This is a genomic window from Caulobacter sp. FWC2 (genome assembly GCF_002742625.1).
Lineage (GTDB): Bacteria > Pseudomonadota > Alphaproteobacteria > Caulobacterales > Caulobacteraceae > Caulobacter.
In genome coordinates this window covers 1,084,235-1,110,754 of the sequence record NZ_PEBF01000001.1, presented here as the reverse complement: position 1 = coordinate 1,110,754, position 26,520 = coordinate 1,084,235, and the positions used below count along the sequence as shown (strand labels likewise).

Sequence of the window (26,520 nt, the reverse complement as noted above, 5' to 3'; positions counted from 1 at the left end):
GCTACAACGTCGCAAACAACTGTTCGCCAAATGGTTTAGGAGAAAGATCCATGTCGGGACGGGACTTCGACGGCTTCACGGTTGTGATCACAGGGGCCTCCACGGGCCTCGGCCGCGCGATCGCGGTGGAGGTCGCCCGGCGCGGCGCGGGGCTGGTGGTCGTCAACTACGCCCGCAGCGCCGACGAGGCCGCCGAGACGGGCCGCCTGGTCGAGGCCGAGGGCTCGAAGGCCGTCCTCGTGCAGGGCGACGTCGCCAACGACGAGGACTGCAAGAAGATCGTCGCCGCGGCCGAACCGACAGGCCGCATCGACGCCCTGTTCAACAACGCCGGCATGACCAAGTTCGCGCCGAACCACGCCGACCTCGACGCGGTCAACGCCGAGGACTTCCTGAAGCTCTATTCGGTCAATGTGGTGGGGGCCTTCCAGATGGTCCGCGCCGCCCGCGCCCTGCTCGAGGCCGCCCCGGCCCCGGGCGCGGTGGTCAACACCGCCTCGATCGCCGGCGTGGTCGGCAACGGCTCTTCGGTGCCCTACGCCGCCTCGAAGGGCGCGATGACGACCATGACCCTGTCGCTGGCCAGGGCCCTGGGCCCGCGCATCCGGGTCAACGCGGTCAATCCGGGCTTCATCGACACGCCCTGGTTCAAGAACATGCCCGATGAGTCGCTGGAGCGCCTGCGGGCCGGCGCCGCGGCGGCCACGCCCCTGAAGGTCGCCTCGACGGCCGAGGACATCGCCGGAGCCGCCGTGTTCTTGGCGAGCCCCGCTTCTCGGCACGTTACGGGCGAGACGCTGCTGGTCGACGCGGGTCTGCACCTGGGCGGCGCAAGTCTTTCAATGCGGTAAAGACACAGGACAAGTCGGAACTGCTTTTTGAGCACCTGTGACTTCCATACGCCAATTCTGAAGCAAAAGCGTCACACCGCGCTCAAACTTTGAGCTTTGGGCGCCGATCTTGCTGGCGCTTCGAGTCCCTCGGTTGCAACAAAGCATACGCCCTCAACTAATCCTTGGGGACGCAAGCGCTTGCAGGCGCGCGTCGGGGTTCCGGGTCCACAGCCCGGGGGAACGACACAGATAAGGGGATAGAAAATGAAAACCATGAAGATCGCGCTCGTCGCGGCCGCCGCCACCGTCGCCCTCTCGGGCGCCGCCATGGCCCAAGAATTGAAGCTCTCGCCGAACATCGCCTTCACCAGCGACTACGTCTTCCGCGGCATCAGCCAGACCCAGGAAGATCCCGCCATCCAAGGCGGCCTGGATCTGACCTACGGCACGTTCTACGCCGGCGTCTGGGGCTCGAACGTCGACTTCGGCGTGAAGGATCCGGACCTGGAAGTCGACATCTATGCCGGCGTGAAGCCGACCCTGGGCGACACCTCGTTCGACTTCGGCGTGCTGTACTACGGCTACCGCAAGGACAAGAACGGTGCGCCGGGCGCCAACAGCTACACCGAGCTGAAGGCCGCCGCCTCGCACACCTTCGGTCCGGCGACCCTGGGCGCCGCCGTCTACTACTCGCCGGAATGGCCGGGCAAGGGTGGCGACGCGACCTACGTCGAAGGTAACGCCGCCCTGCCGCTGACCAAGCGCTTCACCGTCTCGGGCGCCGTCGGTCACCAGGAAATCGAGAACTACACCAGCTACAACACCTGGAATGTCGGCGTCGGCTACCTGGTCGGTGAAAACCTGACCGTCGACGTGCGCTACCACGATACCGACGAACATGGCCTCGGCAAGATCTATGACAGCCGCGTGGCCGTCAGCCTGAAGGCCGCGTTCTAAGCTCGCTCGAGCTTAGAGACGAAAAGACGAAGCCGCCCCGGTTCGCCGGGGCGGCTTTTTCTTGGTCTGCCAGGTTCTTTGTCGGTCAGGCCGGCGCCTTGGGCGGCCGCATGGTCAGGACGGCGACGAACACCACCGCCGTCACCGCCGCGAACAGTTCGAAGGTCGGCGAGAAGCTCCCCAGCCGGTCACGCATCGCGCCGGCGATGAACGGCCCCGCCGCCGAGACCGCGCCGACCAGGCAGGTCAGGGAGAACAGCTCCAGGTTCGACTGGCGGCCGTAATAGTTCAGCAGCAGCACGGTCACGGCCAGGACGGTCAGGCCAAAGCCCACGCCCGTGCCGATGGCGTAGAGCAGCATCAGGGCTGGGCTCGCGGCCTTGGCCAAGGCCAGCAGGCCGACGACCAGCATCCCTTGGGCGAAGATCAGCAGCCAGCGCGGATCGACCCGGTCGCCCAGCGCGCCACCGGCCAGGCGGGCCAGTGTCTGCATCAGCGATTCCAGGCTCAGCATCTTGGCGGCGATCGCCGCCGCAGTGACCGAGGCCACGCCCGCAGCGACGCCCAGTTCCGTCAGATGGGTCACCGAGACGCTGGCCACGGTCACGCCCACCAGCAGATGGCTGAAATAGGCGGCGACCAGAATGTAGAACTGCGGCGTGCGCAGGGCCTGGGGCACGGTCCACTCGTACGGGGTGCGGTAGACGCGGGCGTTGGCCGGCGCCTCGCGGGCCTCCTGCTCGACTTCCAGATCGACCTCGTGCGCGGCGTCGCTCAGCCACTTGGAGCCGCCGACCATCAGGGCGCAGACCAGGCCGACGACGGCGGCCAGCACCGCCTGAACGATCCAATAGGCCCGCCAGTCATTGCCGCTCATGCCCATCAGGGTCAGGGTCATCCACGGCCCGGCCACGCCGCCCAGCGAGCCGAAGGTGAAATAGACGCCGAACGGCAGGGCGCGCTTGCGAAACAGCGACGACAGCACGTGGGTGCCGGGAATAAGGGCCGCCATCTGGAAGCCGACGCCGCACGCCGCCGCGCCGACATAATAGCTCAGCAGGCTCTCGGAATTGGCCAAGCCCAGGAACCCGGCCGCCAGCACCGCCGCGCCTAGCAGCAGCGTGCCGCGCACGCCGATTCGGCGGATCAGGATCGCCGGCAGCCACGAAGAGGCGCCGGTGAAGACGCCCAGCACCGCGAAGCCCAGGAAGGCCTCGGTGAAGCTCCACTTCAACTCGCCGATCATGGCCGGCAGCACGACGCCCAGCGAGCCGTAGGTCGAGGCGGTGATCAGGAACAGCAGCAGGCTGAACGCCGCAAGCAGCAGCCACGGGCGGAAGCGGTCGTCAGAGGCCACTCGCCCGCCTCGCGGGAGAGCTTCAGACAAAGGTGTCGTCACGATCAGAACGTCCGCTTCAGGGTGGCGCGCCACTCCCTCCCCTTGCCCGGCAAGGCGCCGAGGTTGGCGTAGGTGTCGGCGTCGGGGGTAAAATAGAACTTGTTGAGCAGGTTATCGATGTTGACCGACAGGGTGTACGGCCCACGGTTCACGAAAGCTGAAGCGTTGACCAGGGAATAGGACGGATAGCGCACGGCGTTCTGCACCGTGCCCGCCGTGCGACTGACATGGCTGACGCCAACCGTCGCCCCGGCCTGCCCCCAGTCATAGCCCTTGCTCGTGTAGGTCCCATACAGGCTGACCACCGACTTCGGGATCAGGGTGTAGGCGTAGTCGCCGCTTCTCCCGGGCAGTCCGGCGAAGCTCCACACGACGTAGGAGCCGCCATAGCCCTGGGCCCCAGGGACGCCCGCCGTATAGGCCGGGATGTACTGGAACGAAGCGTCCGGACCCTTGATGGTCGTGCGCTGGCTGTTGCCGGCGAAGGTGAAGGACAGATGCTCCGACGCCAGCCAGCGAACCTCGACCTCGACGCCCTTGGCGCGCGTGCCCTGCACCACGGGCGGAGCAATGGCGCCGGTCACCTGGGTGCGGTTCTGCCTGTAGGCGGCGACCGAGCCGATCAGCGTCCCGCGCAGCAGCTGGAACTTCACGCCGGCCTCGGTCAGGTCCGAGCGCGACAGCCACGAGCCGTCGGCCACGAAGTTCGGCGCGACGTCGCCCGCCTGGCTCATCTCCAGCGCCGCGGCCTTGGCGTAGCTGACATAGGGCATCAGCCCGATCGGCAGCCTGTAGGTCAGGCTGGCGTTCCAGGTCGCCTTGTTCCGGTCGTCGGCCTGCTTGCCGGCGATGACGTAGCTGAGAACGCCGGTGTCCTGGCTCCCGACGCTGTAGTGGTCCCAGCGGCCGCCCAGCACCAGGTTGAAACGCCCGGCCTCGATGTCGGAGGTGAAGAAGACACCGGTCTGCTTCCAGGTCGAACGGTTGTCGTTCTCCCATTGCAGGCCGACATTGCCAGGCTCGATGTCGAACGGGCTGTCGATGGTGTCGGTCGGCGTGGCGCCGAAGCTGATGTCGCGGCGGTCCAGAGCGATCAGGCCGCTGTTGAAGCTCTCCCGGCGGCGGCCCTCGAACCAGCGGTGCGCGCCGCCGACCAGGGTGCGGGCGTGGACGGCGCCGACATCGGTCGGGAAGGCGGAGGTCAGGCGGATCTCGCTGACCTTGGCGTCGGTGGTGGCCGGGTAGCCGTAGGAGACGAAGCGGCGGTTCTCCAGGCGATCGTGGAACAGCTGCAGCTTGATCGAGCGGTCCTCGCCCAGGTCCTTGGCCAGATCGAAATAGAGCGTCTGGGTGTTGGTCTTCGAGAAGTCGGCCGCGCTGATATAGACCGTCCGGCGATCCAGCTTCGTCATGCCGACGCCGGTGTCCAGGGTGTGGGCCGCGTCGGTGCTGGGGAAGCCGTAGTAGGGGATGTAGAGCGCGCTGGCGTAAGGGTAGGAGCCCACCTCGTTGGGGGTCAGCTTGCCGTTGCGGTCGGCGTCGACCAGCGAGGTGTCGCGGCCGGTGATGTAGGTCCGGTTGTCGATCAGGTCCTGGGTCAGGCGGTTCCAGCCGGGCGTCTGCACGTCGCCGGACGAGTGGAACACCATGCCGCCCAGCGCCGTGCTCCAGCCGTTTCCGAGATCGAAGTCGGACGAGACCTCCAGGATCTGTCGGCGCGGATAGATGCCCTTGTAGTAGCTGTGGCTGTCCTCGGCCTCGCCATAGACATGGACGCCGCCCTCTACCGCGCCCAGGTTCACCGGCGCGCCGAACTGGCCGGTGATCAGCTTCTTGTTGTAGCTGCCGACCGTGGCGGTGATCTCGCCTTCCGGCTCGGCCAGGAAGCGGCCCTCATCGCGGGCGGACTTGGGGATGAAGTTCACGAGGCCGCCAACCTTGCCGGCGCCATAGACCGGGGTTGGCGGTCCGCGCAGGATCTCGATGCGCGAGGCCCCGCCGATCGGGGTCGAATAGGTCCCGCGGTTCTCCACGCGCTTGAAGCCGCGGAAGTAGTTCTCGGCCAGGGTGCCCCGAATGTTGAGCGACCCGGGGACGCCGTAGAAGCTGGCGGTATGGGTCCCCGGCGAGACCTTGGTGACGCCGTCCAGGGTCAGCACCCCGTAGCGCTCCAGGGTCACGTCGCTGACCAGGCTGGCCGAACGCGGCGTCTCGATCAGCGGCTTGGCGACGCCGAACACGGTGGTGCTTGGCTGTTTCTCCAGCAGGCCCGCCTTGTCGCGCGCCACAATGATCACCGCATCGACCTGATCGGCCAACTGGTCTTCCGCATGCGCCGCCAAGGCAGTCATGCTCGAAAGAGCCAAGACGCTGGCGGACAGTAGAGCGCTTCTGGACGACATCGGAGTTTCGGCCTTCACGCCGCGAGGCGGAAAGGCCCTGCGGTCAAGGTCCGATATCTGGGTATGTCTTGATCTTGGTCAAAAGGTCTTCTGACATTTCAGTTAGGATTGCGAAGGCGCTGTGGCAGGAAAGACGCAGGTTTGATGGGGCTAGGCCGCGCCTACGTGCGGTCGCGTCTGCGCCTCGGGCTGAACGTTCAGGATCCGCAGCATGGCGTTGCGCGAGGCCTCGGCGTCGCCGCCGGCGATGACGCGGGCGACCAAACGGTGTTCCTCGATCTCGTCCAGCAGTTCCTGCTCGGTGGCGCCGTTGAACGAGAACACCCAGAAACGGGCGGCCTTGTGCTGCAGCGGGATCAGGATCCGGGCCAGGGCCAGGTTGCCAGAGGCGCGGGCGACCAAAGCGTGGAAACGCAGGTCCATGGCCACCAGCGCCGGCAGGTCGCAGGTCCTGGCGGCCGCCTCGCCCTCGGCGAAAACCTCGTACATCGCCTGGGCCTCGGCCTTGGAGGCGTGCTTGGCGGCCAAGCTGGCGCAGTGCGGCTCGATCAGCACCCGGGCCTCATCTCCCTGGCGCAGCTCGACCAGGTCCAGCGGCGCGACTGTGGTGCCCGAGCGGGCCCGGCGGATCACCAGACCCTCCAGGGCCAGGCGGCCAAGAGCGTCGCGCACCCCGGCCAGGCCGGTGTCGTAGTGCGCGGCCAGCGACTGCTCGTCCAGCCGCGATCCGGCCGGCAGCGCGCCCAGGATCAGGTCCAGCAGGATCCGCTCATAGACCTTGGTCTTCTGCAGGTCCGGCGACCAATCCTCGAGTCCCGAGGAGTTGGCGACGTCCAGCACCAGGGTGCGAGCGGCGTTGAGCGAAGGCGAGGCCATGGGCGATCCGTGAGCGGCGGTCGCTGATAGGTAGTGTGAAATGTCAGACATTTCTAGTCACGTCCGCCCCCGCAAAGCGGGGCGGTGGACTAGCTAGAACGCCGGCACCACCGCGCCGTTGTACTTGGTCGCCAGAAACGCCTTCACGTCCGGCGAGGTCAGGGCGGCGGCCAGCTTCTTGACGCGCGGGTCGTCCTTGTTGTCCGGACGACCGACAAGATAGTTCACATACGGGCTGGTCTTGTCCTCGGCGATCAGCGCGTCCTTGGACGGGTTCAGCTTGGCGTCCAGGGCGTAGTTGGTGTTGATCACCGCCAGGTCGACTTGATTGAGGATACGCGGCAGGGCCGGCGCCTCCAGCTCCTTGAACTTCAGGTTCTTCGGGTTGCTGGTGATGTCCTTCAGCGTCGACAGGTCGCTGGCGTTCTTCAGGCCGATCACGCCGTTCTTGGCCAGCAGGATCAAGGCCCGAGCCTCGGTGCTGGCGTCGTTGGGAATGGCCACGGTCGCGCCGTTCGGGACCTCGGCGATCGACTTCCACTTGGACGAATAGGCCCCGATCGGCTCGACGTGCACGCCGGTGATCGTCACCAGGTTCGTGCCCTTCTCGCGATTGAACTCGTTCAGATAGGGCAGCGTCTGGAAGTAGTTCACGTCGATGCGCTTCTCGGCCACCTGCGTGTTGGGCTGGACGTAGTCGTTGAACACCTTGATCTCGAGGTTCAGCCCTTCGGCGGCCAGCTTCGGCTTGATGAACTCCAGCACCTCGGCGTGCGGGATCGCGGTGGCGGCCACGGTCAGGGTGTTCGGCGCGCTGGCCTTGGGCTCCTTCGGACCGCAGGCAGCGAGGGCCATGGCGGCGAGGCCGAGAACGAGGAAAGCGCGGCGGGCGGCCATGAACGGCTCCATAAATCGATCTGACAGGTAGGCTTTTGCCCGCTCAGCCGTGTTGGAGGAAATCAGATTTCCTGAGGGTGCGTCGAGCGCTTACGAAGCCGCCGCCTGGAGTTTGCTTGACCCCGCCTCCAAACAGGCCGCTTGAGTGGGGATGGCCAAAGAAACCGTCCACATCGTCCAAGCCTACATCGCCGGGCGCGGCAAGGGCCTGAAGGCCGAGCAGCAGATCGGCTGCAAGACGGCGGAAGAGGCGCGCCGCAAGGCCGAGCGCCTGGCCCCGCTGCGCGAAGGCGTCGTCGCCTTCTCGGCCAGCGCCGACGTCGAGCTGGGCGACTACGACGAGAACCCGGACATCCTGTTCAAGGCCGGCCGCCTGCCGCACCCCTTCGACCAGGCTTAGTACCAGATCTAGTCCTCGTCGTTGGCGGGCTCCGGCACGTCCGGCTCGCCGTGGACAACCCAGTTGGCCACGAAGTCGGGCGACTCGCCGGCCAGGGTGGTGACGCCGGCTTCGGCCGCCGCGATGGCCGAGGTCTGCGGCGGCAGGGTGTAGGTGTCGCCGTCGTGCTCGCCCAGCAGGTCCAGCACGATGCCCTCGTCCTCGGTGGCGTCGATGACCACACCGAAGAACTGCTGGCGCTCGGCCACCTCGCCGTCCTCGTCGAGAAAAGTCAGGTTCATCAGCAGGGTCTTGCCCAGCATGCTCTTGGCGAAGGCGGCGTCCCAGTGGAGGTCGGTGTCGGTATCGTCGGTCATCTCTTGAAGCCTACTTGTGCGAAACGCGGCGCACCACCGCATCGCCGATCATCTGCAGCACCTGGACCAGCACCAGCATCAGCACGACGGTGACGATCATCACGTCGGTCTGGAAACGCTGATAGCCGAAGCGGATCGCCAGGTCGCCCAAGCCGCCCGCGCCGACCACGCCGGCCATGGCGGTGTAGGAGACCAGGGCCACGGCGGTGACGGTCCCGGCGGCGACCAAGCCCGGCAAGGCCTCGGGCAGCAGCGCGCCAAGCACCACCTGACGCCGCTTGGCGCCCATGGCGAAGCTGGCCTCGATCACGCCCTTGTCGACCTCGCGCAGGGCCGTCTCCACCAGCCGCGCGAAGAAGGGCGCCGCGCCCACCACCAGCGGCGGGATAGCGCCGGCCACGCCCAGCGACGTGCCCACCAGGGCCACGGTCAGCGGGATCATCACGATCAGCAGGATCACGAACGGCACCGAGCGCAGCACGTTGACCAGCAGCGACAGCAAGCCGTTGGCGACCTTGTTCTCCAGCATCTGGCCCTTGCCGGTCAGGAACAGGATCACCCCCAGCGGCAGGCCCAGCGCGATGGTCAGCACCAGCGAACCGCCCAGCATGGACAGAGTGTCGACGGTCGCCTGGCCGATCTCGGGCCAGTCGATATTCGAGGCGCTCATCGGGCGGTCTCCCCGGAAAGTTCATCCACGCGCACGCCCGCCGCCTGGAACTGGGCGATGGCCGCGGCGACGTCGCCGCCGGTCAGGACCAGGGTCAGCTGGCCATAGGGCGTCTCGCGCAGGCGGTGAATGCGTCCCCCCAGGATCGAATAGTCGACGCCGGTGGTCCGTGCGACCTCGCCCAGCACCGGCCTGTAGGTCGCCTCGCCCCGGAAGGTCAGGCGCACCACGCGGCCATCGACGCCGGCGGCGGCCGTCACTTCACCATCCGCCTCGCGCACGAAACGGCGGGCGGTGTCGCTGGCCGGATGCAGGAACACCTGCTCGACAGCGCCCTCCTCCACGACCCGTCCGGCTTCGAGCACGGCGACGCGGTCGCAGACGCGGCGGACCACGTCCATCTCGTGGGTGATCAGCACGATGGTCAGGCCCAGCTCGCGGTTCAGGCCCGAGATCAGGTCGAGGATCTGTTCGGTGGTCTCTGGGTCGAGGGCGCTTGTGGCCTCATCACACAGCAGGACCTTGGGGTTGGTGGCCAGCGCCCGGGCGATGCCGACGCGCTGCTTCTGGCCGCCCGAAAGCTGGGCGGGGAACTTGTTCGCGTGGGCGGTCAGGCCGACGCGCTCCAGCAGCTCGGCCGTTCGCGCCTTGACCTCGCTGGCCGGACGGCCAGCCAGCCTCAAAGGAAAACTGACGTTCTGAGCCACCGTCTTGCCCGACAGCAGGTTGAAGTGCTGGAAGATCATCCCGACCCGGCGGCGCAGGGCGCGCAGGCCCTCGACGCCCAGGGCCGCGACGTCATCGCCGTCGACCACGACCTTGCCGCCGGTCGGCGTCTCCAGGCCGTTGATCAGCCGGATCAAAGTCGACTTGCCCGCGCCCGAGGCGCCGATCACGCCGAACACCTCGCCGGCCTGCACCGACAGCGAGACCTGACTTAAGGCGGCGTGGCCGCTGGCGGCGCCCTTGGCGCCGCCTTGGGCGGAATAGATCTTGGAAACGGCCTCGAAGGCGATCACGGGCGCAGGGGTCCTTTGGAAGCGGGGCTGGGTGATCGCTCACGCGGCCGGAAGGGTCAAGCAAACGTAAGAAGGGCGAGCGCTCCTTGAAGACCGCCCGCCCCTCCGACATTCACCCCTTGATCCGAACTACTTCGCGCGCGGCGGAGCGTTCTTCACGTACTTGTCCATCCACTGGGACATCTCCCACAGGGTATGGCCGGTGGATTCCCGCGCGCGATAGCCGTGGGCTTCGTTGGGCAGAGTGACGTAGCGGACCGTCGCACCGGCCCCCTTCAACGCGGCGTAGAAACGCTCGCTCTGGATCGGGAAGGTGCCGGAGTTGTCGTCCGCCTCGCCGTGGATCAGCAGGATCGGGTCCTTGATCGCCGTGGCGTAGGTGAACGGGCTCATCTTCGTATAGGTGTCGGTCGCATCCCAGTAGGTGCGCTGCTCGGCCTGGAAGCCAAACGGCGTCAGGGTGCGGTTGTAGGCGCCCGAGCGCGCGATGCCGGCCCGGAACAGGCGGGTGTGCGCCAGCAGGTTGGCGGTCATGAACGCGCCGTAGCTGTGGCCGCCGACGGCGATCTTGTCACGATCCGCCACGCCCAGCGCCACCACGGCGTCCACGGCCGCCTTGGCGTCGGCGGTCAGTTGCTCGACATAGGTGTCGTTCGGCTCGGCCCCGTTCTGGCCGATGATCGGGAACGAGGGGTTGTCGAGGATCGCGTAGCCCTGGGTCAGCAGGAACAGGTGGCTGATGCCTGCCGGACGGGTGAAGCGGTTTCCCTCGTCCACCGTCTGGCCGGCGACGGCCGCATCGGTGAACTCGGCCGGATAGGCCCACATCAACAGCGGCAGCGGGCCATCCTTGGCCTTGTCATAGCCGGCCGGCAGATAGAGCACGCCCGACAGGGTCACGCCGTCGGCGCGCTTGTAGGTGATGGTCTGCTTGGTCACGCCGGCGAACTGCGGGGCGCGGTCCGGGAAGCTCGTCAGCGCCTTGGCCTTGGCGCCCTTGGCCACGGCATGGATGTAGTAGTTCGGCTGGTCCTTGGCGCTTTCGCGACGGGTGATCACCGACTTGCCGGCCTCGTCGGCCATGGCCACGGGGACCTCGTAGTATGGACCTTCGGCCTGCCACAACTTGGTGGTCTTGCCGTCGGCCAGCTCCATGCGGCCGACGAACGGGAACTCGCCCTTGGCCGACGCGCCCGCGCCGGTGACGAACACCGCCTTGCCATCTGGCGTGAAGTGCAGGACGTCCTCGCCCTGGGCGTTGCGGCGGCTGACGGCCTGGCCCGGGTCGTTGTAGCGGTCCTGGTAGTTGCGCTCGAGGATCACGCGGCCCGAACCGGGCTTGGACGGATCGATGGCGATGAGCTTCTGGTTGCGGGTCTGCCACCACCGGCTAGTCAGCAGGGCGAAGTCGCTCTTGCCCCAGTCGATGCCGCGATAGCGCTGCTCGAGGTCGATGATCTTGGTCGGGGCGGCGCTGAACGGCGCGGCCAGCGAGAACACGCTGTCGTGGATCGTCACCTTCTTGCGCGGGTCGCCGCCGTCCTGGGCCTCGGCCCAGACCAGGGTGGCCGGGGCGTCGGCGCGCCAGCTGACCGAGCGCACGCCCGTCGACACCGCGTCGAAGGCCGGCGGCAAGGTGTCGGCCAGCGGCCGGTCGACCAGGGTCTTCACCGGCTGGCCGTCAATGGTCGAGACCGCGATCTCGGTCGGGAACTGGCCCGCCGGCACCAGATAGCTGTACGGCCGCTTCAGGCGGTTGGTCAGGATGTACTTGCCGTCCGGCGAGATCGAGGCGCTGGAAATCACGCCTGGCTTGCCGATCGCCGTGGCCTTGCCGTCGGCCAGGTCGTAGCGGGTCAGCTGCGAGGTGAAGTAGTAGTCGAACAGGGCCTCGTCATGGGCGTTGGCCAGCAGGTCCTGATAGGTGCGGATCGCGGCGGTGCGCCCCTTGGACTCCTGGACCGTCGGACCGGTCGGCGTGACGGTCTGGACCGGAGCGGCGCCGCGGCCGGTGAGGATGGTCTGGACCACCAGGCCCGAGCCGTCCGGCAGCCAGTCATAGCCGGAGCCGAACACGGCGTTGACGACCGGTTCGGTGACCTTGCGAGCGGCGGCGGTCTTCACGTCGACAACCCACAGCTCCAGGCCGGCCTTGGCGTCCAGCACGAAGGCCATCTTCGAGCTGTCCGGCGACCAGCTGGGCGACAGGAAACGGGCGCCGGCGGGCAGGCTCACGGCGCGGACCTTGCCCGTCGCCACGTCCTCGAACGACAGGCTGTTCAGCCACATGGCGCGCGCCTCGATCGGGCCGTTGGTGCGCGGATTGATGCGGCTGCCGCCCAGGCGCAGGATCGGCTCGGAGACGGCGGCGATGGAGGGCAGGTTCTCGCGGCCCAGCAGGGCCAGGGTCTTGCGGTCCGAGCTGACGCTCACGCCAGGGGTCGGTGCGGCGTCCAGGATCTGGGCGATCGGCGCGGGCGGGGTCTGGTAGCCATCGGCCGACCAGGCCGCGCCGACGGACAGCGCCGAAAAGGCGACCGAGGCGGCCAGCGCGATCGCGCGGCGCCGGAAGGAAGTCTGGAACATGCAGGGGCCCCTCACTTGAGGCGCGGCGTTGAACCGGCGCGCCGAACGGGAGGCATGATTATGCACCCCATAGCGGAAAGGGAACCGAATTTAGTCACAATTTCGCGGCAAGCACCGAGATCGCGCACCATTTTTTGCGCAAGTCGGCGGAATTCGGTTTCTTGACCGCAACATCGTGTCGGTCGGGAAACCTCGGCTTTCGGCCTAACCTGACGGTCCTTCTGGTCGCAGCGCTGCGGAAAGCCGGGACCGCCGCAAGCTCAGCGCTTCCGGCGGCCCCGCATAGCCTCTGAAGGAGGCTTAGGGCCCTACGGCTGCTTCACCACCGCGCCGCCCTTCATCACGAACACCGGCTTTTCCAGCGTCGTCACGTCGGCCAGCGGGTCACCCGCCACCGCGATGATGTCGCCCCAGCGGCCGACGGCGACCTGGCCGACGTCCTTGGTCTGGCCCAGCGCCTCGGCGGCGGTGATCGTCGCCGACTGGATGGCCTGCAGCGGCGTCGCGCCATAGCGGATCATGACCGCGAACTGCTTGGCGTTGTCGCCGTGCGGATAGACCCCGGCGTCGGTGCCGTAGACCATCTTCACCCCGGCCTTCAGAGCCTTCTTGAAGTTCTGCCGCTGGATCTCGCCGATGTCGCGGTCCTTGCGCAGGTTATCCTCCAGCACGCCGTTCTTCTTGCCCTCGGCCTGGGTGTAGTCGGTGTTGTAGATGTCCATCGAGAAGTAGGTCCCGTGCTGGACCGCCAGCTTGATGCCTTCGTCGTCGACCAGGCTGGCGTGCTCGATGGTGTCGATGCCGGCCTTGATCGCCTCGCGGATGCCCGCCGCGCCGTGAGCGTGGGCGGCGACCTTGATGCCGGCCATGTGGGCCTCGTCGGCCACGGCGTGCATCTCGTCATAGGTCAGTTGCTGCTGGCCCGGCTCGTCGCCGCGCGAGAACACCCCGCCCGTCGCGCAGATCTTGATCACCTGGGCGCCGTACTTCTTCAGCGTCCGGACCGCCTTGCGCGCCTCGTCTGGGCTGTCGATGTTGTAGGGGCCCTTCTCGTCCATCGACGGCGGGAAGAAGGTCGAGTCGCAGTGGCCGCCAGTCGCCCCGATCGCCCAGGTCGCCGTGACGATGCGCGGCCCGATCACGTAGCCGCCATCGATCGCCTCGCGAAGACCCACGTCGTCGAAGTCGGCTGAGCCGACATTGCGGATGGTCGTGAAGCCCGCCTCCAGCGTCTTCCTGGCGTTGGCGACCTGCACCACGCTCCAGAACCGGTCGCTGTATTCCAGGCTGTTATAGCCGCCGATCTCGGCCAGGCCGTCGATGTGGGTGTGCATGTCGATCAGGCCCGGCAGCAGGGTCGCGCCCGGCAGGTCGACGACCTTGGCGCCGGCGGGAACCGCGTCGCCCTTCTTGCCGATGCTGGTGATGCGGCCGTCGGTGACGATCACCAGCGGATTGTCGACATACTTGCCGCTGGCCACGTCCAGCAGCCGCGCGGCGCTGACCGCCTCGACCTGGGCGGCGCTCGCCGTTCCCGCCGCCAGAACGCCCACCGCCCCGATACCCGCGGCAAGAGCCGCAGCCTTGATCCCCACATGCATGTCGTTCTCGTCCCCGTCACAAACTTGAGCCGGTGACGCTAGCACCCGGGCGCGCGGTGTCGAGGCTTCGGTGATGGCGGGGCCCGGTTCAGGCTTGGCCGCCGCTTGGGAACGTCGCCGCCCGCTAGGGATTTGCAAGCTGGAACGCCACCGGAACCGACATATGTCCAACGCCGATCGCCTCTGGTCGCCCTATTGCGGCGCGGGTCCCATCCCGGCCGAGCTATGGACGCGGTGGAACCTCGACCCGGTGGCGTTGACGCTCCTGGCGCTGGTGGCCGGGCTGCTGGCGGCGGTGTCGACAGAGCGCCGGGGGCTCGCGGCCGGGGCCGTGCTGATCCTGGCCATCACCTTCGTCTCGCCGCTCTGCGCCTTGAGTTCGGCGCTGTTTTCGGCCCGCACCGTCCATCACGTGCTGTTGGTCGCGGCCGTCGCGCCGCTGATCGCCTGGGCCCTGCCCCGGCCCGCGCGAGCGCCCCATCTCGCCGTCTGGACGAGCGGCTTCGTCGCCGTGTTCTGGGTCTGGCATGCGCCGGCCGCCTACGCCGCGGCAATGTCGAACGATCTGGTCTACGCCCTGATGCAGGCCAGCCTGCTGGCGACCGCGACGGGGGCGTGGCGCGCGGTTCGGGCGGCGCGGCCGGGCGGCGCGATCACCGCGCTGCTCGCCACCACCGTCCTGATGGGCCTGCTGGGCGCGATCCTGACCTTCGCGCCGCGCGCCCTCTACGCCCCCCACGCCCTGACCACGCTCGCCTGGGGCCTTAGCCCCTTGGACGATCAGCAGATCGCCGGCCTGATCATGTGGATACCGGCTGCGGGTGTCTATCTGGGCTCGGCGCTGTCGATCCTGGCCGGGGTGCTGCGCCCTCGTCCCGTGGCGCGCCCCGCATGATCGACCGGCTGATCGCCAACATCTTCGAATGGGCCGCCGGCCATGCCGACGAGGGTCGCTATTCGCCGGTGGCCATCGTCTTCCACTGGACGATGGCGGCCCTGGCGTTCTTCCAGCTGGGCTGGGGCTTGTGGATGGGCCGCGCGCCCGCCGGGGCGACGATGGCGGCCGCCTATGAGGTCCACTACGCCGTGGGGATCCTGATGCTGGTCCTGGCCCTGGGCCGCCTGGGCTGGCGGCTGTTCGCGCCGGACACCATCAACGACGCCGACAAGCCGGGCTGGGAGAGCGTGGCCGCCCATGTCACCCACTATGTCTTCTACACCTGCCTGCTGGGCCTGCCGCTGAGCGGCTGGGCGATGGTCTCGGCGACGGCGCGCGAGACGGACCTGGCCCTGCTGGGCGTCATCCCCTGGCCGCTGATGCCGCTGGGCGAGCTCTCCCATCCGACGCTGTGGGCCATCGAGGCGGCGGCGGAGTGGCTGCACTGGGGTTTCGTCGTCAGCCTGACGGCGCTGATCCCGATCCACGCCGGAGCCGTGCTCAAGCACCACTTCATCGATCGAGACGACGTCCTTCACGGGATGCTGCCGATCGCGCCGCAGCTGCCGCCGCGCCGGACGCGCTGGCAGCGTCGCTGGCGGGCGATGGAGAAGCGGGTTGCCGCCGCAACCAGGCCGCTATGGCGTCGACTTCGGCGGGCGTGAGTTTGCGGGCGATATCGCCCATGGCGCCGCGCGGATCGTTGCGCCGCTTGGCCAGCCGCCAGCGGTCCATCTGCTCGCGGATATAGGCCGGCGGCTGACCGGCCAGGGCGGGCTGGCCGCCACCGACGCCCTGCCCCTGGTCACCGTGACAGGCGGCGCAGGGCGCCAGGCCGCGCGCCGGATCACCGTCGCGCCACAGCGCCGGTGCGGGTCCCGCCAGGCCGCCCCCGTCAGACGACGGCAGCCCGGCGTAGTAGGCGACGACCGCCCGTCGCGCCTGGTCGTCCAGCGGCTTGGCCACCGGCGTCATCACCGGGTCCAGGCGCAGGCCTGCGGCGTAGTCTTCCATCTGCTTCTGGAGGTAGCCGACGTCCAGCCCGGCCAGTCTCGGCGTCGACACGCCGTCGCCGGCCCCGTCCAGGCCGTGACATGAGAAGCAGGCCTTGGCCGCGCCGCCCGCGCCGCCGCTCATGGCGATCGTCCGGCCGGTGGCGCTCAGCGCCTGATCGGTCTGGCTGACGGGGCGGTCGCAGGCGGACAAGGCCGCCAGGGCGAGGAGGAGCGGAAGGCGGCGCACAGCGGCTAAACCGGCGGCCGGGAGCGCGGTTCCCCGGAACCTTGAGCGCGCGGACGGGTTGAGCCTCCGAAGGCGGCTTCGGGGATGGCGTGACCAGCGGATCGAGAACGGCGAGCCCCAACATGATGGGCGCGATGATCGGGTTGGCGACCCTGGCCGCCTGCGCCGAAAAGCCGACCGTCCGCGCGATCTCCGGCGCCGATCCCGAACGAGGCCTGGCGCTGATCGAGGCCCAGGGCTGCGGCGCCTGTCACCAGATCCCGGGCGTGGCGTGGCCGCGTGGGCAGGTCGGCGGCGCGCTGGCCGGCTTCGCCGATCGGACCCTGATCGCCGGCCGCCACCCCAACCAGCCCGATGTGTTGGTGCGCTGGTTGCGCGACCCGCCGGCCCTATCGCCGGACACGGGCATGCCCGCCTCGAACCTGACCGAGACGCAAGCCCGCGACATCGCGGCCTATCTTTACACGCTCCATGACGACTAGGACCGCCGCCGACGAGAGCTTCAAGGGCTGGCCGCCGCCGGTGCTGGATCCGGCCGGGCCGTTCGCCGCGCCGCTCAACACCCTGACCTGGGGCCTTCTGGCCATGGCTGTCCTGGTCATGGCCGTGGTCTTGGTCGCCCTGGCCATCGCGCTCTTCGCGCCGCGCGCCTGGCGACAGCGCCTGGGGGGCGAGCGGCTGATCTGGATCGCGGGGCTGGGTTTTCCGGTCGTGGTGCTGAGCGCGCTGCTGGTCTGGGGTCTGTCCCTGACGTCGCGCCTGTCCGAAGCGCCGCAGCCGGGCGATCTGCGCGTGCGGGTGACCGGCGAGATGTGGTGGTGGCGAGTGGCCTATTTGGACGCCGCCGGCCGCGAGCTCTTCCAGGACGCCAATGAGATCCACGTCCCGGTCGGGCGGACCATCGCGCTGGAACTGGAGTCCACGGACGTCATCCACAGCTTCTGGGTGCCGCGCCTGGCCGGCAAGCTGGATATGATCCCCGGCCGGCGCAACGTCCTGCGGATCCAGGCCGACCGCCCTGGAACCTATAGCGGCCAATGCGCCGAATATTGCGGCGGCGCCCACGCCCTGATGGCCTTCGTCGTCATCGCCCACGCGCCCGAGGACTATGTCCGCTGGCGCGAGCGCGCGGCGCGTCCAGCCGCTGCTCTTCCCCAGCAGGCGGCCGGGGCGGCGGTGTTCGAACGGAGCGGCTGCGGCGCCTGCCATACGATCCGAGGGACCTCGGCCACCGGCGTGGCCGGACCGGACCTCACCCATGTCGGATCGCGCCGCACCCTGGGCGCGGGCGTGCTGCCCAACAACGCCGGAACGATGGGCGGCTGGATCGCCGACAGCCAGGCGATCAAGCCCGGCAACCGCATGCCGGCCTATCCGGTGCTGAGCGGCCAGGACCTGCGGGCCGTCTCGGCCTATCTGGAGAGCCTGAAGTGAGCCCTCCTCCGAAGAGCGAAGGCTCCGAGACCGGCTTAGACCGTTCCCTCTACGACCGTTTTCCCACCAAGGGCCGGCGGCCCAAGGGCGAGGCCGAGGCGCTGGAAGAGATCTGGTGCGCGCCCAAGGGCTGGCAGTGGATCACCGCGATCAACAACAACTTCGTCGCCGTCTACTATGTCGGCGCGGCCATGCTGTTCTTCGTGCTGGCCGGGGTCCTGGCCCTGGTCATGCGCGTCCAGCTGGCCCTGCCGTTGAACGGGGTGCTGCCGCAGGAGACCTACAACCAGGTCTTCACCATGCACGGCACGGTGATGATGTTCCTGTTCGCCGTGCCGGCGGTCGAGGCGCTGGGCGTTCTGCTGCTGCCGCAGATGCTGGGCGCGCGCGACCTACCCTTCCCGCGCCTGTCGGCCTACGCCTTCTGGGCCTATCTGATCGGCGGGCTGGCCTTCTTCTGCTCGCTGTTCTTCGGCCTGGCGCCCGATGGCGGCTGGTTCATGTATCCGCCCCTGACCTCGACGACCTATTCGCCGGGGATCAACGCCGACTTCTGGCTGCTGGGCATCGGCTTCATCGAGATCTCGGCCATCGCGGGGGCCGTCGAGATCATCGTCGGGGTCCTGAAGACCCGCGCCCCGGGCATGAGCCTGGACAAGCTGCCGGTCTTCGCCTGGGCCATGCTGGTCTTCGCCGGCATGATCATCATCGCCTTCCCGTCGGTGATCCTGGCCACGACGCTGCTGGAGCTGGAGCGGGCCCTGAACTGGCCCTTCTTCGACGCCACGCGCGGTGGCGATCCGATGCTTTGGCAGCACCTCTTCTGGTTCTTCGGCCACCCGGAGGTCTACATCATCTTCCTGCCGGCGGCGGGCGCGATGTCGACCATCGTCCCGGCGGTGGCGCGCACGCGGCTGGTCGGCCACTGGATGGTGGTGCTGGCCTTCCTGGCCACCGGCTTCATCAGCTTCGGCGTCTGGGCCCACCACATGTTCACCACGGGCCTGCCCGGCGCCTCGGTCGGGGTGTTCGCGGCCGCCTCGATGGCGGTCAGCCTGCCGGCGGGCGTTCAGGTCTTCGCCTGGATCGCCACGGTCGCCAGCGGCAAGATGCGGTTCAACACCCCGGGCCTGTTCGTGCTGGGCTCGCTGCTGATCTTCGTCATGGGCGGACTGACCGGGGTGATGGCCGCCATGGTGCCGTTCGACTGGCAGGCCCACGACACCTACTTCATCGTCGCCCACCTGCACTATGTGCTGATCGGCGGCATGGTCTTCCCGCTGTTCGCGGCGATCTATTACTGGACGCCGATGGTCTCCAGCCGGCCGCTGAGCGAGCGACTGGGACGCTGGACCTTCTGGCTGATGTTTGGCGGCATGCATCTCGCCTTCCTGCCGATGCACCTGTCGGGCCTGATGGGCATGCCGCGCCGGGTGTGGACCTATGCGCCCGGCCGCGACCTGGAATGGCCGAACCTGATCTCCAGCGTCGGCGCCTTCGTGTTCGCCGCCGGGGTGCTGGTCTGGATCTTCGACATGGCCCGCAACTTCCGTCCGTTCGGGGCGAGCGCGGGGAACATACACGATGGGCCGGGCCTGGAGTGGCTGCCGTCCGAGCTCTACTCGGTCCGCAGCATTCCGGTCGTAACGTCGCTGTATCCGCTGTGGGACCAGAAGAACCTGGCGCGCGACGTCGAGGCGGGCCGCTACTTCCTGCCCGGCGCGCCGACCGGCGGGCGCGAGACCCTGGTCACCAGTCCGATCGAGGCAGAGCCGCAGCACCTGCTGCCCATGCCCAAGCCTTCTGGCTGGCATGTCTGGGCGGCGGTGTTCACGGCGGGCTTCTTCCTGCTGCTGACCGTGCAGGCCTATGCGGCCTCGGTGATCAGCGGGCTCCTGGCCACCTATTGCGTGATCCGCTGGTGCTGGTTTCTGGATCACCCCCAGCCCCTGCGCGAAGTCGACGTCGGCGCCGGCCTGATGCTGCGGACCTACGCCAGCGGACCGTCCAGCACCGGCTGGTGGGCGATGGTCATCACCCTGGTGGTGGCCGGCATGGTGCTGACCATGAGCGTCTTCTCCTACGTCTTCCTGTGGAGCCGCGCCTCCACGCCATGGGCCGCGCCGATAGGGCTCGAGACCCTGGCCGTGGCGATCATGAACCTGGCGGCCATCGCTTCGGCCTGGCTGGCCAGCCGGGTCCTGGCCCGCAGCCCGCGTCTCACCGTTCTGCTGGCCGTCGCGGCCGGCGCGCTGGGCGCGGCGGCCTGGGGCCTGGACCTGACCACCTGGCGCGCCTCGGGCCTGGCGCCGGATCTCAGCGCGCAGGGCGCGATCGTCCACGCCATGCAGGCCTGGCAGGGCTTCTTCGTCGTGATCGGCGCGATCATGGCCGGCTATGTCGTGCTGCGCTGGCTGTTCGGCTATGTCGGCCCCGACCGTCCAGCGACCGTGCAGCTGGTGGGGCTGTTCCAGGCCTATGTGGCTGTCCAGGGCCTGATCACCCTGGCCGTCCCGCGCCTGTTCGCGGCGATCCCAGCATGAGGGCCTGGCGCGGCCTGCTGGCGGGGCTGGCCATCTGGCTGCTGCACTTCGCAATCGTCTACGCCCTGCCCAGCCTGGGCGCCATCGGCGCCGCCCCGCCCGCGACCCTGGCCATCGCCCACAGCGTCACCACCCTGGCCTGCCTCGCGGCAGTGGCGTTCCTGGCGGTGGCCGGATGGCGAAAAGGCCGCGCCGAGGAGCCCGGCGCGGCCTTCCGTCATCATGTCTCCGCCCTGGGGGCGGCCCTGGCCGGCGTCGCGATCCTCTGGCAATCGGCGCCGGCCTGGCTGAGCTAGCTACCGCGCCGGCGCCACGCGCCAGACGGTGTTGGAGAGATCGTCGGCGATCAGAAGGATGCGCTTGGCCGGATCGAAGGCCACGCCCACCGGACGGCCGCGCGCATGACCCTTGCCGTCCAGGAAGCCGGTGACGAAGTCGACGGGCTTGCCGTTCGGACGCCCGCCCGCGAACGGGACCCAGACGACCTTGTAGCCGGACAGATCCTGGCGGTTCCAGCTGCCGTGCTCGCCGACAAAAGCGCCCTCACGGAAGTTCCCGCCGAAGCCGCCGTCGCGCGCGAAGCTGACGCCCAGCGCCGCCACGTGCGAGCCCAGGGCGTAGTCGGGCGCGATGGCCTTGGCCACCATGTCCGGTTTCTGAGGATGGACGCGCGGATCGACGTTCTGGCCCCAGTAGCTGTAGGGCCAGCCGTAGAAGGCCCCGTCGCGCACCGAGGTCAGGTAGTCTGGCACCAGCTGCGGGCCCAGTTCGTCGCGCTCGTTGACCACGGCCCACAGGGCGCCGGTCTGTGGCTCAATGGCAAGGGCGGTCGGGTTGCGGATGCCGCGCGCCAGGGTGCGGTGGGCGCCGGTCAGGCGGTCGATCTCCCAGACCACCGCCCGCTCTTCCTCGACGTCCAGGCCGCGTTCGCCGATATTGCTGTTGGAGCCGATGCCGACATAGAGCTTGGTCCCGTCGGCGCTGGCGGCCAGCGATTTCGTCCAGTGGTGGTTGATCCGCGAGGGCAGCTTGGTGACCTCGACGCCCTTTTCGGTGATCCGGGTCTGGCCCGGCTGGAAGGCAAAGCGCAGCAGGGCGTCCTGGTTGGCGACATAGAGCTGACCGTCGACGAAGGCCAGGCCATAGGGGGCGTTGAGGCCCTCGATCAGCGTCTCCTTGACCTCGGCCCGACCGTCGCCGTCGGCGTCGCGCAGCAGGGTGACGCGGTTGCCGCCCTTCACCTTGGTCTTGCCCTGGGCCTTGATATAGCCGGCGATGATGTCCTTGGGGCGGACCTTCGGCGCCTGCGCCCCGCCCGAGCCCTCGGCCACCAGGATGTCGCCATTGGGCAGCACCAGCATCTGGCGCGGGATTTTCAGGTCCGTGGCCAGGGCCGTGACGATGAAGCCCTTCGGCGCGACCGGCGTCGCGTTGTCCCAGCCGGTCGGCTTGGCGATCTTCATCGGCGGCAGCAGGGTCTGCTGCTGATCGGGAAGCGGCGGCTTGCCGGCGCCCGTCTGGTCGAGGCCCGGATCGCTGCGGCCGCAGGCCTGCAGGGTGACTGCGGCGGCGGCGAGGAGAAGCAAGCGTTTGCTCATCGAGCGAGTCCTTCGACGCGTTGTTCAGAATAGCCGATCAGCCCGGCGACCAGCGCCGCCACGGTCGAGACGATCGACAAGGTCAGGCCCAGCGATCCCACCGAACTCCAGCCGTCGTGGCTGTGCTGGAAGGCGTTGACGAGGCCGGCGATGAACATCACGGCCACCGCCGCCAGATAGGCCAGCGCCCGCCCGCGCACCGCGCGTCCTGGGAAGACGGCCGCGACGATGGCCCAGGCCAGCACCAGTCCGCCGAAGAAACATCCGCCAGCGATCAGCCAGGACGAGAAGTTCGTCCACTGGACGGCCGCGCTCTTCAGGTAGGCGACATCCGAGGCGAGCCCCGCTGAAAACAGGGCGACGGGGAAGGCGAGGAGGATGGCGTGGACGGGATGGAGCAGCGTGGCTCTGATCCCTCGAGAAGCTGGCATGGGACTCTCCGAAAGGCGCGCGTGACGTCAGCGGCGCGGTGTGCGCGCCCTCGTTAGGGCTCATCCCGAAGGCCGCCCCCGCGAGTGTGGGGCGGCCCTCGACTGGGTTCAGGCGGCGCGCGGAAACCAGCGACGCTCGCGCCCGACGGTCAGAGCCACGACGGCGGCGCCCGCGGCGACCACCAGCGCGTCCTCTATCAGGCCGCTGCGCGTCTGCCCGATGCGGGCCATGCCACGCTTGCGACCGGCCAGGGTCAGATAGGCCAGAGGGACCGCAGTCGTGACCGCGATCGCCGCGCCGGCGCGTTCGCGGCCCCGGGGCGCCAGAGCGGCGCCCGCGATACCGGCGCTCATCACCCGGGCTAGCAGCCCCAGGAACACCGTCCGGTCCGGCGCCGACTTCATCTTGTCGCCAAACAGCTCGCCTACGCCCATGGCCAGGGCGCCGAACTTGAAGAGGGGCTGGTCCAGCAGGACAAGCTGGCCAGGCGTGGCGCGCCCCGCCAGCCGGGCGGTCGCCAGGGCGGCCATGGGCGTCATGGAGCGTGCGCTGGCGACGACACCGATCAAGGCGGAGGGAACGAGGGAAAGAGCTTTCATCCTGGCTGAACACCTAAGAGGCTTCGGAGTTCACGGCCTCGTCGCGCCAACCGGGATTTTGCGCTGTGGATGCAGCGCTGCGGGGGATCGTCTCCCGCCGTGGGTGGATGGCGACCTAGCTGCACAACGCTCCGCGCCCCGCTTCCAAATGCAGGTGGTTGGCGTGAGCGGCGTTGTAGTCTGGCGACAGGGTGACGCCGAACACCCGGCAGGCGTCGTCGCGCACCCGGCGCAGGAAGGCCGCCTCGGCCCCCTGCCCGTCCCAGTCCTTGTCGACCGTGATGCGCCGGCCGTTGGTCAGGCGAAAGCCGGCGATGTCGATGGCCTCGGCTCGCGCGTGGGCGCTGGGCCGGCCGGTGATCGGATCGCCGACGCCACGACAGGCGTAGACTCCCAGATGGTCGATCTGGCGAACCTCAGAGCCCAACAGTTCCCGGGCGGCCGGCCCTACCGATTGCCGCCGCCAGATGGCCACGGCTGCGGCGAGGTCACAGGCCATCATCGGTCGCGCCGGGGACAGGGAAGCATCGATCCTGGGCGTGGCGTCGACCAGGTTTCCGGCCCCCGTCACCTGGCAGTAGCTCCCCTCAGTCCGGTCCGCGACCGGCCGGAAGCTTAGCCCCGCCGTCGCCAACCACGCCTTGCAGGCCTGTGGCTCGCCCACCGCGTTCAACAGCCGCCCGCGCGTGGAGCCATCGATCGGCTCGCTGATGTAGACCGGTCGGCGATCGAAGCCGAGATCGGCCAGGGGCTGACAGGCGACGCAGCCGAGCAGCAGCGTCAGGGCGGCGAGGCGAGGGCGCGGCAACCTCACCGGTCGTCAGCGTGCTCGGGCTTACCCTTGCGCTGGGTGTGGGCGAAGTCCTCGAGCTGCTTCTCGCTCATCGACAGCATCGACTTGGACGCGCCCTTGAGCTCGCTCTTGGGCGTGTCGCCGCGCTTGGCGGAGAGGGCGGCGCCGGCGGCCTTTTGCTGGGCGGCGGATTTGGCGGGCATGGTTCAGGTCTCCTGGCTTTCACACCAGTCAACGCACGATCAGAAATTCGGTGTCGCGGAGCCGGGGCGACGCCCCTCTACTGACCCTCGGAGATCAACCGCGCGCGCTGCTCGGCGGGCGCGGTCTCGGCCCAGACCAGCAGGGCGTCCAGAGCGGGGCACAGCGACTGTCCCCACGCGGTGAGATGGTACTCGACCTTCGGCGGCACCTGCGGGTGGACGATCCGCGTCACCACCCCATCGGCCTCCAGCTGTCGCAGTTGCTGGATCAGCATCTTCTGGGACACGCCGGGGATGGCGCGCTCCAGATCCGAGAACCGCTGCACCCGGCCGCCGAACAGCTGAAACAGGATCACCAGCTTCCACCGCCCTTCCAGCACCCGGATGACATTCTGGATGCTCAGCGACGCGGTATCCGCCGTATAGGCCACCCGCTTACTTTCAGGTGCGTACCTTACTTTTTCGTCCGTTCTTGTCATTTCGGGAGGGTGTTCACAGTTTGGGTCGGACAGCAACCTTGACCCGGAGACCCTCGGTGTCCACCAACCTCCCCCGCCCCATCGCCGCCTATGTGGAAGCCAACGCCCGCCTTGACGTCGACGGCATGCTCGCCGCCTTCGCCCCCGACGCCGTCGTCAAGGACGAGGCGCGCGAGCATCGCGGGCACGCCGAGATCAGGCCCTGGATCCAGTCGGCGACCATCGCCGCGCGCGCGGTCTTCACCCCCGAAGCCTGGCGCGAGGAAGATGACGGCGCGCTGATCGTCGATGGGACCACCGCCGGCGATTTCCCGGGCAGCCCCCTCCCCTTCGCCTTCCGCTTCAAGCTGGACGGCGAGGCCATTTCAGGCCTGGAGATCGCCTGATGTCCGCCGATCACCGTGAATTCGAAGGCGTCCGCGCCGTGGTCACCGCCGGCACAAAGGGCGCTGGCCGCGCGACGGTCAGGATCGCCCCGGCTGAGCACGACGCGTTCATCCTTCCAACCCATGCCGCCTGGATCGCGCGCGCCATTCCCGGGGCGGAACTGGAGGTCCTGGCCGGATGCGGCCACTTCGCGCCGTGGCAGGCGCCGGCGGCCTTCAACCGCTCCGTTCTGTCGCTCCTGGAGACCCACGGGCGGCGCTGAACCCATCTACGGCTCGCGGAGCTCCTGGACTTCAGATCGGCCACCGCCTTGTGATCGCGGCCGAAAACCCCTACGCCACGGGCATGGGGACGTGGCGAAATGGTAGACGCACCGGACTTAAAATCCGTTGGAGCAATCCGTGTGGGTTCGAGTCCCACCGTCCCTACCATCGACAGACGCCCGGCGCGGGAGCGGTTGCAGCTCGAACTCGAAACCCGCACCGCGCGATGTGACCGAAAGGCGTACGCCGCGAGGGTCTTCCCGCCGTGCGTGAATACGACATTTCGCATAGATTATACGTTTCTTGGGACCTCGACTCCGCTCAAGATCAGCATGGCGTTCGCGTATCGCCACTCGATGAGTCGTTTCCTCCCCCACCGTCGCGTCCGAGTTTGTGAGCATGGCTGAAGACAAGACCCCTGATCCCGTCGACATTCATGTCGGTCGTCGCCTGCGCATGCGCCGCAAGGATTTGGGCTATTCCCAGCAATCCCTGGCCGACGCGCTAGGACTGACCTTCCAGCAGGTGCAGAAGTACGAGGGCGGGTCCAACCGGATCAGCGCCAGCAAGCTGCAGGCCACCGCCATGTTCCTGAAGACGCCGATCGGCTTCTTCTTCGAGGGCCTGGACGATCCGGAAGAGGCGGACACCACCGCCGCCGACCTGGCCAACGAGATGGCCCAGTTCTGGTCGCTGCCCGGCGGCCCGGAACTGGCGCGGTCCTACGTGGCGATCGCGTCCACCGGCATGCGCAAGCATCTGGTGGACCTGGCCAAGGCCATCGCCGGCGAGGACTAGCGCCCTCCGCTAACCTTTAGGCCGGATCGGCCAGCAGCTCGATGTTTTGCGCCTTGGCCTCGGTCAGGGCGGCGATGAGTTCGGCGACCGCCGCGTCCAGTTCGGCGGCGTCGCGGCCGCGCAGCACGAGGTTGGCGCCGTAGACGTCCGGCGGGCTGAAGAACGGATAGCTGCCCAGCGACATCTCCGGATGGGCCTTGGCCACCGCTTCCAGCGGCGCGGCGATCGCGCCCTCGCCCGTGCCGGTGACGCGCACGGTCTTGGCCAGCACCACGGCGCCGGTGCGCAGGCGCGGGCCGACGTCCTCCAGCATGCCGCGCATGATCGCCGGCACGCCCGCCAGTACGAAGACATTGTCCTTCTGGAAGCCGGGCGGACCCTGGACCGGGTTCTTCACCAGGCTGCCGCCTTCCGGCACGTGGGCCATGCGGCGGCGGGCGGCGTTGGGCTCGCCCCAGCGCTCGCGCAGCATGGCCATGATCTCGGGATGCTCGGGGGCCGTGACGCCAAAGGCCTTGGCGATCGAGTCGGCGGTGATGTCGTCGTGGGTCGGGCCGATGCCGCCGGTGGTGATGACGTAGTCGTAGCGGCTCCGCAGCGCGTTGACCGCGGCGATGATCTCGTCCTCGATGTCCGGGACCACGCGGGCCTCGCACAGGTCGACGCCGTAGGTCGCCAGGTACTTGGCAATGGCCGACAGGTTCACGTCCTGGGTCCGGCCCGAGAGGATCTCGTCGCCGATGATCATCACGGCGGCTGTCACGCGCTCGCCAACCCTGCCTTGGGTGGTGGTCATGCGTTTGATCCCTTACATCG

28 protein-coding genes, 1 tRNA gene and 1 pseudogene are annotated in these 26,520 nt (G+C 68.5%); 13 read left to right on the top strand and 17 right to left on the bottom strand.

From position 1 onward, the window contains the following. The first annotated feature begins 50 nt into the window (after positions 1 to 50). Together CSW62_RS05345 and CSW62_RS05340 are read left to right on the top strand one after the other, a co-directional pair. Entirely contained in the window at positions 51 to 851 is an 801-nt protein-coding gene (locus CSW62_RS05345) for an SDR family NAD(P)-dependent oxidoreductase (protein WP_099576136.1), read from the top strand. Between the two features lie 246 nt (positions 852 to 1,097). Beyond that, the gene (locus CSW62_RS05340) at positions 1,098 to 1,790 is read left to right on the top strand and encodes a TorF family putative porin (protein WP_099576135.1); all 693 of its coding nucleotides are present in this window, start codon (positions 1,098 to 1,100) and stop codon (positions 1,788 to 1,790) included. Positions 1,791 to 1,875: 85 nt separating this feature from the next. Here the strand turns inward: CSW62_RS05340 and CSW62_RS05335 are convergent, their stop codons facing one another. The 4 genes from CSW62_RS05335 to CSW62_RS05320 all read right to left on the bottom strand — a co-directional run bounded on the left by CSW62_RS05335 (position 1,876) and on the right by CSW62_RS05320 (position 7,376). Further along, positions 1,876 to 3,147, bottom strand: a complete 1,272-nt coding sequence (locus CSW62_RS05335; protein WP_099576134.1) for a CynX/NimT family MFS transporter — start codon at positions 3,145 to 3,147, stop codon at positions 1,876 to 1,878. 44 nt (positions 3,148 to 3,191) lie between these two features. Beyond that, a complete protein-coding gene (locus tag CSW62_RS05330; protein ID WP_099576133.1) occupies positions 3,192 to 5,609 on the bottom strand; it encodes a TonB-dependent siderophore receptor in 2,418 nt (805 codons plus the stop codon). A 132-nt stretch (positions 5,610 to 5,741) separates the two neighbouring features. Then, a complete protein-coding gene (locus CSW62_RS05325; protein WP_099576132.1) occupies positions 5,742 to 6,467 on the bottom strand; it encodes a GntR family transcriptional regulator in 726 nt (241 codons plus the stop codon). A gap of 93 nt (positions 6,468 to 6,560) precedes the next feature. Beyond that, positions 6,561 to 7,376: a MetQ/NlpA family ABC transporter substrate-binding protein gene (locus CSW62_RS05320; protein ID WP_199170520.1), complete on the bottom strand. Its 816-nt coding sequence runs from the start codon at positions 7,374 to 7,376 to the stop codon at positions 6,561 to 6,563. Between the two features lie 139 nt (positions 7,377 to 7,515). Here CSW62_RS05320 and CSW62_RS05315 point away from each other — a divergent pair, with 139 nt between their 5' ends. Next, complete coding sequence (locus tag CSW62_RS05315) at positions 7,516 to 7,764, top strand: hypothetical protein (RefSeq protein WP_099576131.1); 249 nt, start codon at positions 7,516 to 7,518, stop codon at positions 7,762 to 7,764. Between the two features lie 8 nt (positions 7,765 to 7,772). On the opposite strand, the gene CSW62_RS05310 is transcribed toward CSW62_RS05315, so the two are convergent. The 5 genes from CSW62_RS05310 to CSW62_RS05290 form a co-directional block, all read right to left on the bottom strand. Then, entirely contained in the window at positions 7,773 to 8,120 is a 348-nt protein-coding gene (locus CSW62_RS05310) for a hypothetical protein (protein WP_099576130.1), read from the bottom strand. Positions 8,121 to 8,130: 10 nt separating this feature from the next. Continuing rightward, positions 8,131 to 8,790 carry a methionine ABC transporter permease gene (locus CSW62_RS05305; protein ID WP_099576129.1) on the bottom strand — a complete coding sequence of 220 codons (660 nt, stop codon included), beginning with the start codon at positions 8,788 to 8,790 and terminating at the stop codon, positions 8,131 to 8,133. Beyond that, positions 8,787 to 9,809, bottom strand: coding sequence for a methionine ABC transporter ATP-binding protein (locus CSW62_RS05300; protein WP_099576128.1), 1,023 nt, complete (start codon positions 9,807 to 9,809; stop codon positions 8,787 to 8,789). Before CSW62_RS05300 ends, CSW62_RS05305 begins: the two co-directional genes overlap by 4 nt. 129 nt (positions 9,810 to 9,938) lie before the next feature. Further along, positions 9,939 to 12,395 carry a prolyl oligopeptidase family serine peptidase gene (locus CSW62_RS05295; RefSeq protein ID WP_099576127.1) on the bottom strand — a complete coding sequence of 819 codons (2,457 nt, stop codon included), beginning with the start codon at positions 12,393 to 12,395 and terminating at the stop codon, positions 9,939 to 9,941. 308 nt (positions 12,396 to 12,703) lie between these two features. Next, positions 12,704 to 13,996, bottom strand: coding sequence for an amidohydrolase family protein (locus tag CSW62_RS05290; protein ID WP_099576126.1), 1,293 nt, complete (start codon positions 13,994 to 13,996; stop codon positions 12,704 to 12,706). Between the two features lie 163 nt (positions 13,997 to 14,159). On the opposite strand from CSW62_RS05290, the gene CSW62_RS05285 reads away from it, so the two are divergent. Continuing rightward, the gene (locus CSW62_RS05285; protein ID WP_099576125.1) at positions 14,160 to 14,891 is read left to right on the top strand and encodes a cytochrome c oxidase assembly protein; all 732 of its coding nucleotides are present in this window, start codon (positions 14,160 to 14,162) and stop codon (positions 14,889 to 14,891) included. Further along, positions 14,888 to 15,598: a cytochrome b gene (locus CSW62_RS05280; RefSeq protein WP_233206621.1), complete on the top strand. Its 711-nt coding sequence runs from the start codon at positions 14,888 to 14,890 to the stop codon at positions 15,596 to 15,598. Before CSW62_RS05285 ends, CSW62_RS05280 begins: the two co-directional genes overlap by 4 nt. A 19-nt stretch (positions 15,599 to 15,617) precedes the next feature. On the opposite strand, the pseudogene CSW62_RS05275 reads toward CSW62_RS05280, so the two are convergent. Then, positions 15,618 to 16,070 (bottom strand): annotated as a pseudogene (locus CSW62_RS05275) (cytochrome c); the annotation flags it as partial. A 227-nt stretch (positions 16,071 to 16,297) separates the two neighbouring features. Here CSW62_RS05275 and CSW62_RS05270 point away from each other — a divergent pair. Genes CSW62_RS05270 through CSW62_RS05255 form a run of 4 tightly spaced genes read left to right on the top strand, consistent with a single transcriptional unit; the run spans position 16,298 to position 20,448 of the window. Then, positions 16,298 to 16,657 (top strand): cytochrome c family protein, encoded by a 360-nt coding sequence (locus tag CSW62_RS05270; RefSeq protein WP_099576123.1) that lies wholly within the window; start codon positions 16,298 to 16,300, stop codon positions 16,655 to 16,657. Then, positions 16,647 to 17,609, top strand: a complete 963-nt coding sequence (coxB, locus tag CSW62_RS05265; protein ID WP_099576122.1) for a cytochrome c oxidase subunit II — start codon at positions 16,647 to 16,649, stop codon at positions 17,607 to 17,609. The genes CSW62_RS05270 and coxB overlap by 11 nt, the downstream gene beginning before the upstream one ends. Continuing rightward, positions 17,606 to 20,152 carry a cbb3-type cytochrome c oxidase subunit I gene (locus tag CSW62_RS05260; protein ID WP_099576121.1) on the top strand — a complete coding sequence of 849 codons (2,547 nt, stop codon included), beginning with the start codon at positions 17,606 to 17,608 and terminating at the stop codon, positions 20,150 to 20,152. The genes coxB and CSW62_RS05260 overlap by 4 nt, the downstream gene beginning before the upstream one ends. After that, positions 20,149 to 20,448, top strand: coding sequence for a hypothetical protein (locus CSW62_RS05255; RefSeq protein WP_099576120.1), 300 nt, complete (start codon positions 20,149 to 20,151; stop codon positions 20,446 to 20,448). The genes CSW62_RS05260 and CSW62_RS05255 overlap by 4 nt, the downstream gene beginning before the upstream one ends. Here CSW62_RS05255 and CSW62_RS05250 read toward each other — a convergent pair whose 3' ends face one another. The 6 genes from CSW62_RS05250 to CSW62_RS05225 all read right to left on the bottom strand — a co-directional run bounded on the left by CSW62_RS05250 (position 20,449) and on the right by CSW62_RS05225 (position 24,208). Beyond that, on the bottom strand, positions 20,449 to 21,750 hold the full coding sequence (locus CSW62_RS05250; protein WP_099576119.1) for a sorbosone dehydrogenase family protein: 1,302 nt from the start codon (positions 21,748 to 21,750) through the stop codon (positions 20,449 to 20,451). It abuts the gene before it with no gap. Next, entirely contained in the window at positions 21,747 to 22,181 is a 435-nt protein-coding gene (locus CSW62_RS05245) for a DUF2231 domain-containing protein (protein ID WP_099576118.1), read from the bottom strand. The genes CSW62_RS05250 and CSW62_RS05245 overlap by 4 nt, the downstream gene beginning before the upstream one ends. A gap of 108 nt (positions 22,182 to 22,289) precedes the next feature. After that, positions 22,290 to 22,781, bottom strand: a complete 492-nt coding sequence (locus CSW62_RS05240; protein WP_099576117.1) for a hypothetical protein — start codon at positions 22,779 to 22,781, stop codon at positions 22,290 to 22,292. 115 nt (positions 22,782 to 22,896) lie between these two features. Further along, entirely contained in the window at positions 22,897 to 23,589 is a 693-nt protein-coding gene (locus CSW62_RS05235; RefSeq protein ID WP_199170519.1) for an extensin family protein, read from the bottom strand. A gap of 2 nt (positions 23,590 to 23,591) precedes the next feature. Then, positions 23,592 to 23,777: a DUF3008 family protein gene (locus tag CSW62_RS05230; protein ID WP_099576115.1), complete on the bottom strand. Its 186-nt coding sequence runs from the start codon at positions 23,775 to 23,777 to the stop codon at positions 23,592 to 23,594. Between the two features lie 77 nt (positions 23,778 to 23,854). Beyond that, on the bottom strand, positions 23,855 to 24,208 hold the full coding sequence (locus tag CSW62_RS05225) for a helix-turn-helix domain-containing protein (protein ID WP_233206620.1): 354 nt from the start codon (positions 24,206 to 24,208) through the stop codon (positions 23,855 to 23,857). A gap of 104 nt (positions 24,209 to 24,312) precedes the next feature. Between CSW62_RS05225 and CSW62_RS05220 the strand changes: the two genes are divergently transcribed. The 4 genes from CSW62_RS05220 to CSW62_RS05205 all read left to right on the top strand — a co-directional run bounded on the left by CSW62_RS05220 (position 24,313) and on the right by CSW62_RS05205 (position 25,704). Next, on the top strand, positions 24,313 to 24,642 hold the full coding sequence (locus CSW62_RS05220; protein WP_099576113.1) for a nuclear transport factor 2 family protein: 330 nt from the start codon (positions 24,313 to 24,315) through the stop codon (positions 24,640 to 24,642). Next, positions 24,642 to 24,905: an alpha/beta fold hydrolase gene (locus CSW62_RS05215; RefSeq protein WP_099576112.1), complete on the top strand. Its 264-nt coding sequence runs from the start codon at positions 24,642 to 24,644 to the stop codon at positions 24,903 to 24,905. The genes CSW62_RS05220 and CSW62_RS05215 overlap by 1 nt, the downstream gene beginning before the upstream one ends. Positions 24,906 to 24,990: 85 nt before the next feature. Next, positions 24,991 to 25,074, top strand: a tRNA-Leu gene (locus CSW62_RS05210). Positions 25,075 to 25,305: 231 nt separating this feature from the next. Further along, positions 25,306 to 25,704: a helix-turn-helix domain-containing protein gene (locus CSW62_RS05205; RefSeq protein ID WP_099576111.1), complete on the top strand. Its 399-nt coding sequence runs from the start codon at positions 25,306 to 25,308 to the stop codon at positions 25,702 to 25,704. A gap of 16 nt (positions 25,705 to 25,720) precedes the next feature. On the opposite strand, the gene CSW62_RS05200 is transcribed toward CSW62_RS05205, so the two are convergent. Then, on the bottom strand, positions 25,721 to 26,500 hold the full coding sequence (locus CSW62_RS05200) for a competence/damage-inducible protein A (protein WP_099576110.1): 780 nt from the start codon (positions 26,498 to 26,500) through the stop codon (positions 25,721 to 25,723). Positions 26,501 to 26,520 lie beyond the last annotated feature (20 nt).